The organism is Kibdelosporangium phytohabitans (genome assembly GCF_001302585.1).
GTDB lineage: Bacteria > Actinomycetota > Actinomycetes > Mycobacteriales > Pseudonocardiaceae > Kibdelosporangium > Kibdelosporangium phytohabitans.
On the sequence record NZ_CP012752.1, the window covers coordinates 5615711 to 5630091 of the forward strand.

13 protein-coding genes are annotated in these 14381 nt (G+C 69.9%); 8 read left to right on the plus strand and 5 right to left on the minus strand.

Annotated features, from left to right (window positions below; all coding sequences use genetic code 11):
* Window positions 1–491 precede the first annotated feature (491 nt).
* Window positions 492–827 carry a hypothetical protein gene (locus AOZ06_RS25540; RefSeq protein ID WP_054291714.1) on the plus strand — a complete coding sequence of 112 codons (336 nt, stop codon included), beginning with the start codon at window positions 492–494 and terminating at the stop codon, window positions 825–827.
* Between the two features lie 70 nt (window positions 828–897).
* On the opposite strand, the gene AOZ06_RS25545 is transcribed toward AOZ06_RS25540, so the two are convergent.
* Window positions 898–1740: a CPBP family intramembrane glutamic endopeptidase gene (locus AOZ06_RS25545; protein ID WP_054291715.1), complete on the minus strand. Its 843-nt coding sequence runs from the start codon at window positions 1738–1740 to the stop codon at window positions 898–900.
* Window positions 1741–1873: 133 nt separating this feature from the next.
* Between AOZ06_RS25545 and AOZ06_RS25550 the strand changes: the two genes are divergently transcribed.
* Both AOZ06_RS25550 and AOZ06_RS25555 read left to right on the plus strand, forming a co-directional pair.
* A complete protein-coding gene (locus AOZ06_RS25550) occupies window positions 1874–3163 on the plus strand; it encodes a sensor histidine kinase (RefSeq protein WP_054291716.1) in 1290 nt (429 codons plus the stop codon).
* Window positions 3163–3813, plus strand: a complete 651-nt coding sequence (locus AOZ06_RS25555; protein ID WP_083472719.1) for a response regulator — start codon at window positions 3163–3165, stop codon at window positions 3811–3813. Before AOZ06_RS25550 ends, AOZ06_RS25555 begins: the two co-directional genes overlap by 1 nt.
* A 44-nt stretch (window positions 3814–3857) precedes the next feature.
* Here AOZ06_RS25555 and AOZ06_RS25560 read toward each other — a convergent pair whose 3' ends face one another.
* From AOZ06_RS25560 to AOZ06_RS25570, 3 genes are all read right to left on the minus strand, one after another.
* On the minus strand, window positions 3858–4319 hold the full coding sequence (locus tag AOZ06_RS25560; protein WP_054291718.1) for an ATP-binding protein: 462 nt from the start codon (window positions 4317–4319) through the stop codon (window positions 3858–3860).
* Window positions 4320–4429: 110 nt separating this feature from the next.
* Window positions 4430–4825: an STAS domain-containing protein gene (locus AOZ06_RS25565; RefSeq protein ID WP_054291719.1), complete on the minus strand. Its 396-nt coding sequence runs from the start codon at window positions 4823–4825 to the stop codon at window positions 4430–4432.
* A 252-nt stretch (window positions 4826–5077) separates the two neighbouring features.
* On the minus strand, window positions 5078–6316 hold the full coding sequence (locus AOZ06_RS25570; protein ID WP_054291720.1) for an FAD-dependent oxidoreductase: 1239 nt from the start codon (window positions 6314–6316) through the stop codon (window positions 5078–5080).
* A gap of 96 nt (window positions 6317–6412) precedes the next feature.
* Here AOZ06_RS25570 and AOZ06_RS25575 point away from each other — a divergent pair, with 96 nt between their 5' ends.
* From AOZ06_RS25575 to AOZ06_RS25585, 3 genes are all read left to right on the plus strand, one after another.
* Window positions 6413–7429 (plus strand): helix-turn-helix transcriptional regulator, encoded by a 1017-nt coding sequence (locus tag AOZ06_RS25575; RefSeq protein ID WP_054291721.1) that lies wholly within the window; start codon window positions 6413–6415, stop codon window positions 7427–7429.
* Window positions 7430–7659: 230 nt separating this feature from the next.
* Window positions 7660–9135: an amidohydrolase family protein gene (locus AOZ06_RS25580; RefSeq protein ID WP_054291722.1), complete on the plus strand. Its 1476-nt coding sequence runs from the start codon at window positions 7660–7662 to the stop codon at window positions 9133–9135.
* Between the two features lie 16 nt (window positions 9136–9151).
* Entirely contained in the window at window positions 9152–10051 is a 900-nt protein-coding gene (locus AOZ06_RS25585; RefSeq protein WP_054291723.1) for a hypothetical protein, read from the plus strand.
* Window positions 10052–10107: 56 nt separating this feature from the next.
* Here AOZ06_RS25585 and AOZ06_RS25590 read toward each other — a convergent pair whose 3' ends face one another.
* Entirely contained in the window at window positions 10108–11295 is a 1188-nt protein-coding gene (locus AOZ06_RS25590; RefSeq protein WP_218922056.1) for an RNA-guided endonuclease InsQ/TnpB family protein, read from the minus strand.
* A 92-nt stretch (window positions 11296–11387) separates the two neighbouring features.
* Here AOZ06_RS25590 and menC point away from each other — a divergent pair, with 92 nt between their 5' ends.
* Complete coding sequence (gene menC / locus AOZ06_RS25595) at window positions 11388–12494, plus strand: o-succinylbenzoate synthase (RefSeq protein WP_054291725.1); 1107 nt, start codon at window positions 11388–11390, stop codon at window positions 12492–12494.
* Between the two features lie 76 nt (window positions 12495–12570).
* Entirely contained in the window at window positions 12571–14244 is a 1674-nt protein-coding gene (locus AOZ06_RS25600; protein WP_054291726.1) for a PucR family transcriptional regulator, read from the plus strand.
* Window positions 14245–14381 lie beyond the last annotated feature (137 nt).

The following is a 14381-nucleotide window of genomic DNA, read 5'->3' on the forward strand; positions in this document are numbered from 1 at the left end:
GATCGTCACCAGCTGAGCTACTCGCGACGGACCGCGAACCCGGCGTCGGCGCGGTGCCGGGGATGCGACGGGCGTGTGGCGGGTGCGGACGTGGGGCGGCAGCGCTCTGGCCCAGTGCTGAGACCTGACGATCTTGCTGGTGCCCAGGGGAAAGGGGAGTGGGTCATGAGCGGGAAAGAACCTGATGCGGCGCCCGCGGTGTCGCGGCGCGATACGGGCGTTGAGCGGTGGTGCCGCGGTCACCGCACTGAGTTCATCGCCGCGGGCCTCAGCGAGATCGACTACAGCACCGGCGACGAACACATCCGGTTCGTGCCGATCTACCGGGTCGCCATCGCGACGGCGGAGGCTGTTCCGCGTGACCTTCCCGTCCACGTGATGGTGGAGCTGAAGGCCGAGCGGGCGGTCACTCGTGAGACCCTGCTCGGCCACCCTGAACCGGGTGCACTGGCCGAAGACCGACGCGCCAAGGTGAAGGTCGTCGAAAGCCCGTGGATGCCACGGCCGAACCGGGGTTCCTCGAACGAGCCATCCACGCCGGTGAGCCGGGCCTGCTCAAGCTGTGGATCCACGCCCTTGGCCCCGAACGCGTCGTGCGGTGGGCCGCGGAAAAGGACCCCAGCGTCAAGTGGGAGGGGATGTACGCCCACCGTTGCCAAGCCTGCCAACGCTTGTACCGTGACCCCAAGATCCGGTCGGTGATCGAGAAGCACGGCGAGCAGATGCCCGGCACCGTCGCGCAGACACTGTGGCTGGACGAATACCAGGCACCAACCGTCATCGACGAGACCAAAGCCAACCGCGGAACGCTCGACATGACGCGATAGGCAGCGCGGTGAGCCGGTTCGGCAGGGTGGGGGAATGCTCGGCGGTCAGCAGGGTGATCGCCGAGCAGCCTCACACGGCCCGGGCAGAACTACCTGGCGACGCCGGAACTGGTGCGACCAGCCGCCCAGTGGCCAGTACCCACAAGGAAAGCACCGCCATCGGAATCGTCATGATGACCGTCACGGCTATCACGCTCACGTCCGCAAGGAGAAACCCAACCAGCAGGGACAGCATCATGTTGTTGCCGGAATGAGCGAGACTCGCGGTCCACACACTGCCGCTGCGCACCCGCAACCAGCTCAGCAGAACCTCCTGGCACAGGAACGACACCGTCCACACCGCGAGGCCGACCACGACGTCGTCGAACTCGATGTACCCGACAAACGCGAGCGGATAGTGCCACACCGCCCAGATCAGCCCGGTCACGACGGTCGCCGCCACCGGACGGCCGGGGCACACCCGCTGACGCAGGTAACTGGTCCAACCGAACTCCTCACCCCAGTAGATCGGCGTGAGCAGCGGGACGACGAGCAGCAGAATCGCGACCAGCGCCCATCCCGGCAACCCGCCCACCTGACCGTCCAACGGCGCGAGGCGCACGCCGAACACCACAGCCACGCCGGCGGTAGCGGCGACCAGAGCCGCCGGACCGAGCCACGCCGCGAGGTACTGCGGCCACGCCGCACGCAGCCTCAACCGCAGTCCCGCGTCCGCGAACCCCTCGCCGGTCACCCACTTCCGCACGATGAACGCCGCCAGCGCCGGCGCGAACGCGAACGGCAGTTGCACCAACGGACTCACCAACGAGAAGCCGAGCGCGTACGCGCCGATCATGCCCACCCAGGCCAGGGTGAACGCGAGGACGAGGAACACCACAAGCCCGTTCGCACGGGTTCTGACCACAGTCGCCATGCCGAGAACAAGATCACCGCGCACGCGACGCGGGCACTGACAGCAACGGGCCACTTGGAGGTAGTGCTAGGTATACCTGAGGACTACAACGAGAGGGCGGGACGAGGCCGGTCTGCTCGGTTACGGTTGGCCGGTGATCAGGGGGACACCGCGAACAGTGCGCGAAGCGCTGACCACCAGCAGATTCCTCATCAGCGTCTGGCCATGGCGCGCGTACGGTCACGTGCTCGGCACGACCGTGATCGCGGGGATGACGCTGGTGCCGCTCGCGGTCCCCGCCGCGCCGTGGCTGTTCGCGGTGGCCGGTCTGTGGCGTCCGGCGCCGCTGTCGTGGACGTGGGTGCTGGTGCTTGTGCTCGTCGGCGGACTGCTGCTCGGCGTGGTGCTGCCGTGGGTCGCGGCGCCGGTGGCTTGGCTGGAACGACGTCGGCTGCGCCTGGTCGACGGCCGCGCGCTCGGCGCCGCGCCGCGTGGACGGATCCACTACGCCGACCCCGCGACCTGGCGCGCTGTCGCCTACCTGGTCCTGTTGGTGACAGTCGGCGCTCTGATGTCCGCCGCCATCTGTGGGCTTCTGCTGTTCCTTGTCCTGTTGGCGGGGTCGCCGTTCCTCGTGGACGGAACGTCCGTGGTGACGCTCGGGTTCACCACCGTCGGCACTGTGGACGCGGCGATTCCCTTTGCGGTGGCTGGTGTCGTCGCGCTGGTGCTGTCGCCGTACCCGGTAGCCCTGCTGGCGTCGGCGCACGGCGCGGTGGCTCGTGCGTTGCTCCGTGACGACAACGCGCCGCTGCGTGCCGAACTGGTCGAGGTCGCGCAGTCCAGGGCCCGGCTGGTGGACCTGTTCGAAGCCGAACGCCGTCGCATCGAGCGCGACCTGCACGACGGCGCCCAGCAGCGGCTGGTCGGCCTCACCCTCCGGCTCGGACTGGCCAAAGTGGACCTCCTGCCCGGCTCGCCCGCGCACGCGGAGGTCACGGCCGCGCACGACGAGGCCAAGCAGTTGATGACCGTGCTGCGCGAACTCGTCCACGGCATCCACCCCAGAGTGCTCACCGACCGCGGACTGCCCGCGGCACTGGGGGAACTGGCCGACCGCGCGCCTGTTCCAGTGAACGTGCACGCGGATGTTCCGGGCCGCCTGCCCGCCTCGGTCGAGGCGATCGCGTACTTCGTCGTCGCCGAGGCGTTGACCAACGTTGCCAAGCACAGCGGCGCGGCAGAGGCGACCGTCTCCGCGTACCGACGGGCCGAGACTCTCGTTCTGGAGGTCTGTGACGACGGCGTCGGTGGCGCGGACCCTGTGCGTGGCACTGGGTTGACCGGGCTGGCCGACCGTGCGGCTGTTGTGGGCGGGCGGATGTTGCTGTCGAGCCCGCCAGGTGGTCCGACCGTGGTACGTGTGGAGTTGCCGTGCGATTGATTCGAGTCGTGCTCGCCGAGGACGGCGTGCTGCTGCGAGCCGGGCTGGCAGGGCTGTTGGAGCGGTTCGGATTCGAGGTGATCGCCCAGGTCGGCGACGCGGACGCGCTGACGGCAGCCGTCGCCGGAACCCGGCCGGACCTCGTGGTCACCGACATCCGGATGCCGCCGGGGTTCACCGACGAGGGACTGCGGGCCGCGGTGGAACTGCGCCGGGCCGATCCGGGGCTGGCGGTCGTCGCGTTGAGCCAGTACGTGGAACGCAGCTACGCCGCCGAGTTGCTGGACTCCGGTGCCGGCGTGCGGGTCGGTTACCTGCTCAAGGACCGGGTTGTCGACGTGGAGGACTTCGTCGCGACGCTGCGCCGGGTCGTGGCGGGCGCGACGGTGGTCGACCCGCAGGTGGTCCGCCAGCTGCTGGTTCGCCGGCGTGACCCGTTGGCCTGGTTGTCGGCGCGTGAGCGCGAGGTTCTGGCCCTGGTCGCCGAAGGCCACTCGAACGCCGCGATCGCGGCCAGGCTGGTCATCACCGAGGCGGCCGTCGGCAAACACGTCGGCAACATCCTGGCCAAGCTGGACCTGCCGCCGACCGAGGACACCAACCGGCGAGTGCTCGCCGTCCTGACCTACCTGCGAGCCACGGGCTTCTGACGCGGCTGAGCTCCGGCATCCGGTCCGGCGGCTCGGACCACGGGTCAGTGACGCGACCAGCGGAGCACGACCGTTGTGCCGTCCGGGGTGTGCGCGAGGCGGAACGTCTCGGTGAGGCGCTCCAGCATTCCCCAGCCCCGCCCGCGAAGTCCCGGGGAGGACTCGGGTGGACGCCAGCGACCGGTGTCCGTGACGATCACGCGGATCGCGTCCCCAGGCGAGGTGGTGCCTGCGAAGATGGTGACGTCACCGTCGATGCCGATGTAGGCGTGTTCGATGGCGTTGCTGATCGCTTCACCGCTGGCCAGGACGATGTCCTGGGCGAGGTTCTCCGAAAGCCCGATGCCCCCGGCCCACCGGGCGAGGTGCCCGCGTGCGACAGCGGCCTGTTCGGGTACCGCGGGTAACTGCTCGTAGACGTACGGCTGGGTGAGATCGGAACTCGTGACGACGGCGGCGGCGAACGAAGGGAGTCGATCCGCCCACATGGTCAACAGCGCCGGCATCGGTTGCGAACCGTGATGGTGAAGTATCGACACGCGTCACCCAATCTCCTTACAGCGGCACCAATTGCCCCATGAGGAGACATACCCACTGAACCGTTCCCCCAAGCGGGCTACTGTGCGCTGTGTGGCGGGTCCTGTGCACGTCCTGGACCCAACGCCGCGGACAGCGTGTCGGCCGGGGTGAACCGGTCGGCGAGCCCGGTCAGTTCGATGGTGCGGCGGGCTGCGCGGCCGCAGACCAGGCGTACGTCGATTCCGCGCCGCGCGGCTTCGGTGTGGAACCTGACCAACGCGGCCAGCCCGGCCGAACCGAGGAAGTCGACGCGGAGCATGTCGATCACCAGCAGTTCCACGCCGGTGGTCAGTGCGGCGTGCAGGTGCGTGGCGAAGTGCTCGCCGCTGACCATGTCGACCTCGCCCTGGAAAGACAGGACGGACGTCGAACGCTCTGTGCCGGTTGCTGCCTTGCTCGCGGACGTTCCATCACCTTCGCTGACTATGGACACAAGCCGGGGTTACCCTCAGCCACCGCGTGGTGAAACGTGGGACTGAAGGGCCTTTGCCCGGCACGCAGCCGGACGAGCCGGATTGATCGTCGCGGCCCGACAGCAGTACGGGCCCGGAGTCGACGTCACGTCGGAATCGCGGCCACCCATGACATCGCGTGGGTCGTTCCTCGTTTGAGGTTGCTGGACCGTGACAACTCAGTGCATCGCACTGAGGTTGTCGACGGCGTAGGCAAAAGCGCTCGTGGTCCGTCAGCGGCGCAGCCGGGCGGCGGCGGCCAGAAGCGGAGTGCTGACGGCGGTGGCCGCGGCGCCGAAGGTGGTGTCGGTGGCCAGGATCCATCGGACGGTTTTCATGGCGAGGGTGAGGACTTCGCTACCACGCTGGCGCATGCCGGCCTCGAAGTGGTCCACGGCGCCGGTGAGCGGAATCGTGCCGTCGGCCGCGTCGCTGATGTGCTTGAGCAGGCTGGCGGCGTCGCGGATGGCCGCTCCTGCTCCCATTCCGGCGGTGGGCGGTGTGGCGTGGACAGCGTCACCGAGTGCGGTGATGCGACCCGCGGGCCAGGGCGCGAGATCCTTCGCGCTGGTGGAGGCGGCGTTGAAGCGGAATCCGGCCACGCTGTGCGGGTCGGCCCTGGCGATGACCTCGAGCGTGTGCTCGGCCCACCGCCGTTCGCGGAACATGTCCAGCAGCGCGGCCCGCAACTCGCCCGCACCCAGCGTGCGCAGTGAATCGGTCGCGGCGGATTCGGGGAACATGGCGCCCCAGATGTAGGTGGGTCCGGTGGTGACCGACATCCGCAGTTCGGGAGCGTCGAGTGCGGCGTTGCCGACCGGGTCGAGAAAACCGACGTAGAGCGCTGCCCCGCGGGGGCCGATTCCCATGCCGGACCGCGGTCGCAGCCGGTCCTGTTCGCCGATGCTGAGGTCGCGCCGGAGGGTGCGCCCGGAGAACCCGATGATGCCGGCGGGGCTGTTGGTCGGGCCGCCCGCCAGCCGACGGGCGACCAGCGAGTGCGCGCCGTCCGCGCCGACCACCAGGTCCGCCGGGACCGGCGCCCGATCGGTGAACAGCACCTGGGGCGTTCCGTGGTCGTCGTGGCCGACGCCGGACACCTCGCATCCCAGGTGCAGGTCGTCGCCGACCGCTTCGGCCAGCAACAACCGCAATGTGATCCGGTCGACGTCGACACTGCCGCTGCCGCTCAGATCCGGCCCGTGACCGAGCAACCGGCCGCGGCGGTCCCAGAACGCGTCCCGTTCGCGTAGCCGGAGCGCCGACCCCGACGCCAGCAACCGCCGCATGATCTGCGGCTCCACCAGATCCGTCAGCGCTGACTGCGCCCGGTCGTCCAGGGTGATGTGGTAACCGCCCGTCGCCGCCACATCGGTGTCGCGGTCGAACACCGCCACCTCGAATCCGCGGCGACGCAGCCCAGCCCCCAGCGCGAGCCCGCCGATTCCGCCGCCGACCACGACTACCCGCATGTCTGACCGTCCTTTTCGCCATTGCTTGTCCGAACAGACCCCACCCTGACACCGGTAGTGGACACCGAGTGGCCACTACTCGGTCATGATGGGACGATGGCGAACACCTCACACCGGGCGCTGCGGTTGCTGTCCCTGCTCGGCTCGGGACGGCAGTGGCCGCTGCGCGAACTCGCCATCCGGCTCGGGGTCAGCGAGCGCACCGTCCGCCGTGACATCGAGACCCTGCGCGGGCTTGACTATCCGATCGCCACCAGCCACGGCCCCGACGGCGGCTACCGGCTCGGCTCAGGGCAGACCCTGCCGCCGCTGCTGTTCGACCACGACCAGGCCCTCGCGGTGGCGGTGGCCCTGCAAACCGCGCCCAGCACGATGTTCGGCCTCGGCGACGACGCGGCACGAGCGCTGGCGACGCTGCACCAGGCCATGCCCCCGGCGCTGCGGGCGTCCATGGAATCGCTGCGCCTGACCCGGTTGCAGAACTACTGGGAGTTCCCCGCGCAGCCCATCGACCCGGCCGCCCTCACCGCTGTCGGGACCGCGGTACGCCACCGGCGGCTCCTCGTGGCCGAGGCACTGCGTCCCGACGGGACACGTCCCGAACCCGGTGACGCCGACTTCTCGCCGGCCCGCCGCATCGAGCCCCACCACCTGGTCGTGTGGGCCGCCCGGTGGTATCTGGTCGCCTACGACCTCACCGACCACCAATGGCGAGTGCACCGCGTCGACCGCCTGCACCCCCGCCCCACCACCCAGCACTTCGCCGCCCGTGCCCTTCCCGGCGACGACCTCGCCCACTTCGTGATGAGCACCCACGACCGCGGCGACACCCCCGCCGCCTGGCAATGCACCGGTACAGCCCGGCTCAAGCTGCCCGCGCACATCGTTGCCCGCTGGGCACCAGGCGGCTCCGTCGTGGAACACCTCGACACGCGGCACTGCCGGCTCACCCTCGGCGCCTGGTCCTGGGCCGGCGTCGCAGGCATCCTCGCCACCTTCGACACCGAGCTGACCGACCTCCACCCACCCGAACTCGTCCAGGCATGCCGGCGCCTGGCACACCGCTGGGCCACCACCACCGGCACCGAGAACCCGGACCCTGCGGACGGATGACGGTTCCGCCGAGCCGCTGACCGCCGCGGCACCTCGTGGCACGCTGTCCACTAAGGACTCTGCTGGTAATCGACCACCCGGCGGGTGGCGTACCACCTGTGCCGAAGTGATCGTCCGGGTTCGTACGGGCGGATGGATTCGGTGACCCGGATTCGTCGCTCGCGACGAACGGGCGGTCCGCGAAACCTCCTAGGGTCGCCAATGAACGAGGTGAGCCTAGGAGGCGAAGTATGCGGACACTCTTGCGCGGCGGTCGTGTCATCGACCCGGCGACGGGGTTCGACGGTACGGCCGACGTGCTGGTATCCGGCGGGGTGGTCACCGCCGTCGGGCCGAGTCTGCCCTCGCAGCCGGGCGACACGCAGATCGACGTCTCCGGTCTCGTCGTCGGCCCCGGTTTCATCGACCTGCACAGTCACGTGCACACGATCGCGGGTCAGCGGCTGCAGGCGATGGACGGCGTCACGACCGCGCTCGACCTCGAAGCCGGGCTGATGCCGATCGAACGCGCCTACGCCGAGGCCGCCGCGGCGGGAAGGCCGCTGCACTACGGTTTCTCCGCGTCGTGGGGGTCGGCCAGGGCTCAGGTGCTCGCCGGGATCGAGCCCGACGCCAACATCGACAGCGGCCTCGCGGTGCTCGGGAACCTGGCCTGGCAACGGACTTCGTCGCCTGCCGAGCTGACGGCCTGGCTGTCGCTTCTGGAGGGTGAGCTCGCCGCGGGCGCGCTCGGGGTCGGGGTGCTGCTCGGTTACGCGCCGTTGACGGATCCCGGCGAGTTCACGGCTCTCGCCCGGCTCGCCGAACAAGCTGGGGCGCCCACTTTCACGCACGTCCGCGAGCTGGTCGAAGTGGACCCCGCCACCCCCGTCGACGGCTCGCAGGAGATCGCGATCGTCGCGGCCGAGACCGGCGCCGCCATGCACCACTGCCACGTCAACAGCACCTCCGGCTACCAGATCGACCGTGTGCTCGCCGCGCTGGAGGCGAGCCGTTCGGCCGGGTCACGGGTGACCGTGGAGGCCTATCCCTACGGGGCGGGCAGTACGGGTATCGGCGCGGCCTTCCTCTCACCGGAGCGCCTGAAGATGAAGGGGCTCTCGCCGTCCAGCGTGATCATGCTGGAGTCGGGTGAGCGGATCGCCGACGAGCGGCGTCTGCTCCAGGTGCGTGCCGAGCAACCGGGTGCGCCGTGCATCCTGGAGTTCCTCGATGAGAGCAGCCCGCGTGACCTCGCGCTGCTGCGCCAGGCGCTCGCGTTCCCCGACTCCATCGTCGCCAGTGACGCCCTGCCCGTGTACTGGAAGAACGGCACCAGCGAGAGCACGGAATGGCCGTTGCCGCCCGGTGGCGCGACGCATCCGCGCACGTCCGGGACGTATGCCAAGACGTTGCGCCTGATGGTGCGCGAGAGCGGGGCCTGGACCTGGCTGGAGGCGTTCCGGCGCTGCTCCTACCTGCCTGCGCGCGTCCTCGACGAGGTCGCCCCCGCCGCGCGGGCCAAGGGCAGGCTTGACGTCGGAGCGGACGCCGACATCGTCGTGCTTGACCCGGGCGCGGTCACCGACGCGGCCACCTATTTCGACCCGACAAGGCCTTCGGTCGGCGTCCGGCATCTCTTCGTCTCGGGTGTCGCGGTTGTCGCCGACGGAAATCTGCGCACCGACGCGTTCCCCGGCAAACCGCTGCGCGGTGAGCCGAGATGACGGAAAGGACTGTCCCGTGACGAACCTCGCGACGAACGCGGAAAGCCTGGTCTCGGCGGAGGTGCGCGACGAGGCCGTCGCCGCCGCGCGGGCAGCGGCCGCGGCTTCGGGCGTCGAAGTCCGCGAACTGACCGAGATCGCCGACCTGTCGGCGGTGGTCGGCCTGTTCGAGTCGATCTGGAAGACCGCGCCCGGTACCCGCCCGGTGACCACGGAACTGCTCCGGGCGATGGCCACGGCCGGGAACTACGTCGCGGGCGCGTTCGAGCACGGTGAACTGCTGGGCGCGTGCTTCGGTTTCTTCGGCAATCCCGGAAAAGCGAGCCTGCACAGTCACATCGCCGGGGTCGCCAAGGCAGGCACCGGCCGGGGTGTCGGTCACGCCCTCAAACTGCACCAGCGCGGCTGGGCGCTGCACCAGGACGTCTCGGTGATCACGTGGACCTTCGACCCGCTGGTGCGCCGCAACGCCTATTTCAACCTGGGGAAACTCGGCGCGCGCCCGATCGGTTACCTGCCCGACTTCTACGGCCCGATGACCGACAGCATCAACGGTTCGGGCGACACCGACCGGTTGATGGCCGGCTGGGACCTGACGAGTCCCGCGGTCCGCGCCGCCGCCTTCGGCCAACCGGTCCTGATCGACGCCGGAGCACTGGGCGCGGCGAGGGCACTGTCGGTCGGCTCCGACGGCGGTCCGCTCGCCGGTCCCGCCGACACCCCGACCGTGCTCGTCGCCGTTCCGTCCGACATCGAACGGTTGCGCCGCACCGATCCCGCGCGCGGCAAGGCGTGGCGCGCCGCCCTGCGCGAAGTCCTCGGTGGACTGATGGCGGACAACGGCCGTGTCGCCGGTTTCGATCGTGCCGGATGGTACGTGATCTCGAAGGAGCAATCGTCATGGACTCGTTTATGAAGGAACGAGCTTGCCGGCCGCCGCGAGCGGTGGCTTGCAGGCTTGCTGCTGCCGTCCTAGCTGGCTGCCAGGATGGGCGCTGCGTGTGGACGCATGACTTCGCCCCAGCACTCCACGCCGCGTGCTGCGATGTTGAGGGCTGCGTTGTGGTCGGCGTGCCCAACGAAGTCACACCTGCCACACTGAAACACCGCCTGACTGCGACGGTTGCGTCTGTCGACATGCCCGCAGGCGTGGCAGGTCTGCGAGGTGTAGGCGGGATCGACCTGCACCACCATGACACCGGCCCGCTGGGCCTTGTAGGTCAGGAACTGGCCGAGTTGGGCGAACGCCCAGGTGTGCAGCGTGGCCCGTTGGGGCTTGCGAAGCCGTACCCGTGCGCGGATTCCCGTCAGGTTCTCGACGGCGATGCCGCGTCCGGTGCGTTCAGCCTCGGCCACGATGCCCTTGCTGATCTGGTGGTTCACGTCGGCCGTGAATCGAGTCTCCCTGCGGCGGCGTTTCTTCAGCAGCCGCCGTGCGGAGGAGGTCTTCTTGGCCTGCAACCGCTTGCGCAGCCGCAGTTGGCGCTTGCGGTAGTGATTCAGGCGCGACCCGGACATCTGGTCGCCGTCGGAGGTGGTCGCGATGTTGACGATGCCCAGATCCACCCCGAGGAACCCGTTCAGCGGTTCCCGCGCGGCGGGCTCGGGAATGTCGATCACGGCGTGCAGGAACCACACCCCATCCCGGTACACCAGATCGGTTTCCCCGATCACCGACTGGGAGCGCAACAGAGCCAGATGCCCGGGGTCTCCGACGACCCGCACGCCACGGAGCCGACCAGTGACCGTCCACATCGACACCGTGCCCCCACGGCCCACATCACCGAGTTGCCAGGACAGACAACGCGCGTCGAACGGCTGCCCCGCCTCAGCACGAAAGGAAATCGGTTTGCCCCCAACCCTCCGGTGCCGGTCCGACCCAGGCATCCCGTAGTTCCCGGCTCTGAGATTGGCCCGCAACGTCGTGTACGCGTCCACCGTCTTACCGATCACCCGGATCGCCGGTTGCGCCGCCAACCCGAACCGCTCCCGCAGTTCGGCGTAGAACCGCTTCTGCACATCGAACTTCCGCAGCGCACGGTCAGCGTGCATCCGCCCCGACAACCAGGACGCAGCGGCGTCGCACGTGTGCAGGGTCGCCAGCAGTGCCGCCGCCTGCTCGGGCGTCGGCAACACCCGAACCCGAACGGCCTGCTTCACGATGATTACCGTAGGGCACCACAGCAATCGAGCAAGTCGAGAGCGCATCCCCCTGGCCGTGAACGACCAAGCCTCCTCCGATTGGACCTCAGGTGAAACTCAGCGGTGTGGAACTGCGCCGGGTCCGGATGCCGCTCGTGGCCCCGTTCCGGACGTCGTTCGGGACGCAGACCGAACGGGAACTGCTGCTCGTCCGCGCGGTGACGCCGACGGGCGAGGGCTGGGGCGAATGCGTGACGATGGACGCGCCGCTCTACTCCTCGGAGTACAACGACGCCGCTGAGCACGTGCTGCGCAACCACCTCATCCCGGAACTGCTGCGGGCCGGTGACCTCACCGCGCACAAGGTGACCCCGCTGCTGGCGAAGTTCAAGGGCCACCGGATGGCGAAGGCCGCGCTGGAGATGGCGGTTCTCGACGCCGAACTGCGGGCCCACGACCGGTCCTTCGCCGCCGAACTCGGGTCCACCCGCGACGCCGTGCCCTGCGGGGTCTCGGTCGGCATCATGGACTCCATCCCGGAGTTGCTCGACGTTGTCGGCGGATACCTCGACGAGGGCTACGTCCGGATCAAGCTGAAGATCGAACCCGGCTGGGACGCCGAGCCCGTGCGCCAGGTGCGGGAGCGCTTCGGCGGCGACGTGCTGCTGCAGGTCGACGCGAACACCGCGTACACCCTCGGCGACACGTCCCTGCTGGCCAGGCTGGACCCGTTCGACCTGCTGCTGATCGAGCAGCCGCTGGAGGAGGACGACGTCCTCGGGCACGCCGAACTGGCGCGACGCATCCGGACACCGATCTGCCTCGACGAGTCGATCGTGTCGGCCAGGGCGGCGGCCGACGCGATCAAGCTCGGCGCCTGCCAGATCGTCAACATCAAACCGGGTCGCGTCGGCGGCTACCTCGAAGCCCGTCGGGTGCACGACGTCTGCGCGGCGCACGGGGTCGCGGTGTGGTGCGGCGGGATGATCGAGACCGGGCTCGGCCGGGCGGCCAACGTCGCCCTCGCCTCACTGCCGGGCTTCACGCTGCCCGGCGACACCTCCGCGTCGGGCCGGTTCTACCGCACGGACATCACCGAGCCGTTCGTGCTCGACGACGGGCATCTGCCGGTGCCGACCGGGCCCGGCCTCGGGGTGACCCCGATTCCCGGCCTGCTGGACGAGGTCACGACGTCGAAAGCGTGGGTCAGTTCGTAGCCGACGACGAAATCCGGGGCTGGATTTGGTCGGATCGAACCATTCGGCCCGGCGCGAGCGGGTTTAGCTTCTGTGCGTGCTGACACCGGTGCCCAGCAGGCCGAACACGAGCTTGGGGCGCGTCATCGACGACCTCGGCGACGTGCTCCTCGAACCGGTCGCGGTCGGCCGGACCACCCGCAGGCAGCTCGGCGGCGTGGTCATCCACGATCCGCACGACGAGTCCGGGTTCCCCGCGCAGGCCGTCGTGCTCGGCGTCGGGGTGCGCGAGCAGGACGAGGTCGTCCGTCTCCTGCACGACGTGGGCACGCGAGGCGCGGCGGCGCTCGTCGTCCGTTCACCGGTCACCCCGACGCCGGAGCTGCGGCGTGCGGCCGAGTCGTCCGGCGTCGCGCTCCTCGGATTGGCCCGCGGCGCGTCCTGGGCCCAGCTCGCCGCGATGCTCAGGACGTTGCTGGCCGAAGGCGACGTCGGCGACGTCTCGCCGCAGACACTCGGCGGGATGCCGTCGGGTGACCTGTTCGCGCTGGCCAACGCGGTCGCCGCGCTGCTCGACGCGCCGGTGACCATCGAGGACCGCAGCTCACGTGTCCTGGCGTTCTCGGGCCGTCAGGACGAAGCGGACCCGTCCCGCGTCGAGACCATCCTCGGCCGCCAGGTGCCGGAGCGATTCACCCGGGGCCTGGAGCGGGACGGCGTCTTCGAGAGGCTGTACCGCGACCACACGCCCGTGTACGTCGATCCGCAACGCTACGACGACAACGAGATCGCGTTGCCGCGCGTGGCGCTCGCCGTCCGCGCCGGCGACGAGGTGCTCGGGTCGATCTGGGCGGCGGTCCGTGAACCGCTCAGCCAGGAGCGGACCCAGGCGTTCATCGACGCCGCCAAACTCGTCGCGCTGCACATGCTCCGGCTGCGCGCGGGCGCCGACGTCGAACGACGGCTGCGCGCCGACCTGGTGAGCACGGCGCTCGAAGGCGGCGCAGGAGCTCCGGAGGCCATCGCCCGGCTCGGTCTGCTCGGCCAGCCGTCGATCGTGCTCGCCATGGGGGTGCTCGGCGGGCCCGTCCCGGACGACGATATACGGCTGGTCGCGGACCGTCAGCGGGTCGCCGACGCGCTGGCCATGCACCTCAGCGCCGTCCAGCCGCGGTCGGCTGTCGCCCTCGTCGGCGACGTCGCCTACGGCATCGTTCCGATGCCGGGCGCTCACGCCGACTGCCAGGAGCGTTCGCTGCGGGTCGCGTCGACCTTCCTGGAGCGCACCGGGCGCCGGGCAGCAGCGGCGATCGGCATCGGACCGCTCGCGCTCGACGGTTCCGGCCTGCGCGCGTCGCGTGAGGGCGCGGACCGGGCGCTGCACGTACTGCTCACCAACGGCGGGCCGAAGCGTGTCGCGACGGCGGAGGACGTCTACGTCGACGCGCTCATGCTGGAGCTGGCCGACCTCGCCGCGGCCAGGGGAGACGTCGCGACCGGGCCCGTCGCGCGGTTGCTGGCCTACGACGCGCAGCACCAGTCCCAGCTGGTGCACACCCTGCGGTGCTGGCTGGACGCGTTCGGGGACATCGGCGTCGCGTCCGCCGCGGCCTACGTCCACCCGAACACCTTCCGGTACCGGTTGCGGCGGCTGGCCGAAGTCGGCGAGCTCGACCTCGACGACGCGGGGGAGCGGTTCGCCGCCATGTTGCAACTGCGGCTGCTGCCGCGCGAGGCGCGGCCCGGGCCGCCCGCCGCCGAGGAACCCTGACCACCGGCCGGAATTGGTCGTCCTGGCCCGAAACGCGGCTGGATCTTCGTGTGATCGAACGAACTGTCCCGTTCGGCCGCTGTCCAGAATAAGTGATCGACGCGACACCCGCGTGTCGTTCTCCTTATTTCCCAATG

Excerpts from the sequence above, each read along its gene's own strand:
- AOZ06_RS25570 (WP_054291720.1), bottom strand. The coding sequence starts at position 6,316 with ATGCGGGTAGTCGTGGTCGGCGGCGGAATCGGCGGGCTCGCGCTGGGG.
- AOZ06_RS25580 (WP_054291722.1), top strand. The coding sequence starts at position 7,660 with ATGCGGACACTCTTGCGCGGCGGTCGTGTCATCGACCCGGCGACGGGG.
- AOZ06_RS25545 (WP_054291715.1), bottom strand. The coding sequence starts at position 1,740 with ATGGCGACTGTGGTCAGAACCCGTGCGAACGGGCTTGTGGTGTTCCTC.
- AOZ06_RS25560 (WP_054291718.1), bottom strand. The coding sequence starts at position 4,319 with ATGCCGGCGCTGTTGACCATGTGGGCGGATCGACTCCCTTCGTTCGCC.
- AOZ06_RS25575 (WP_054291721.1), top strand. The coding sequence starts at position 6,413 with ATGGCGAACACCTCACACCGGGCGCTGCGGTTGCTGTCCCTGCTCGGC.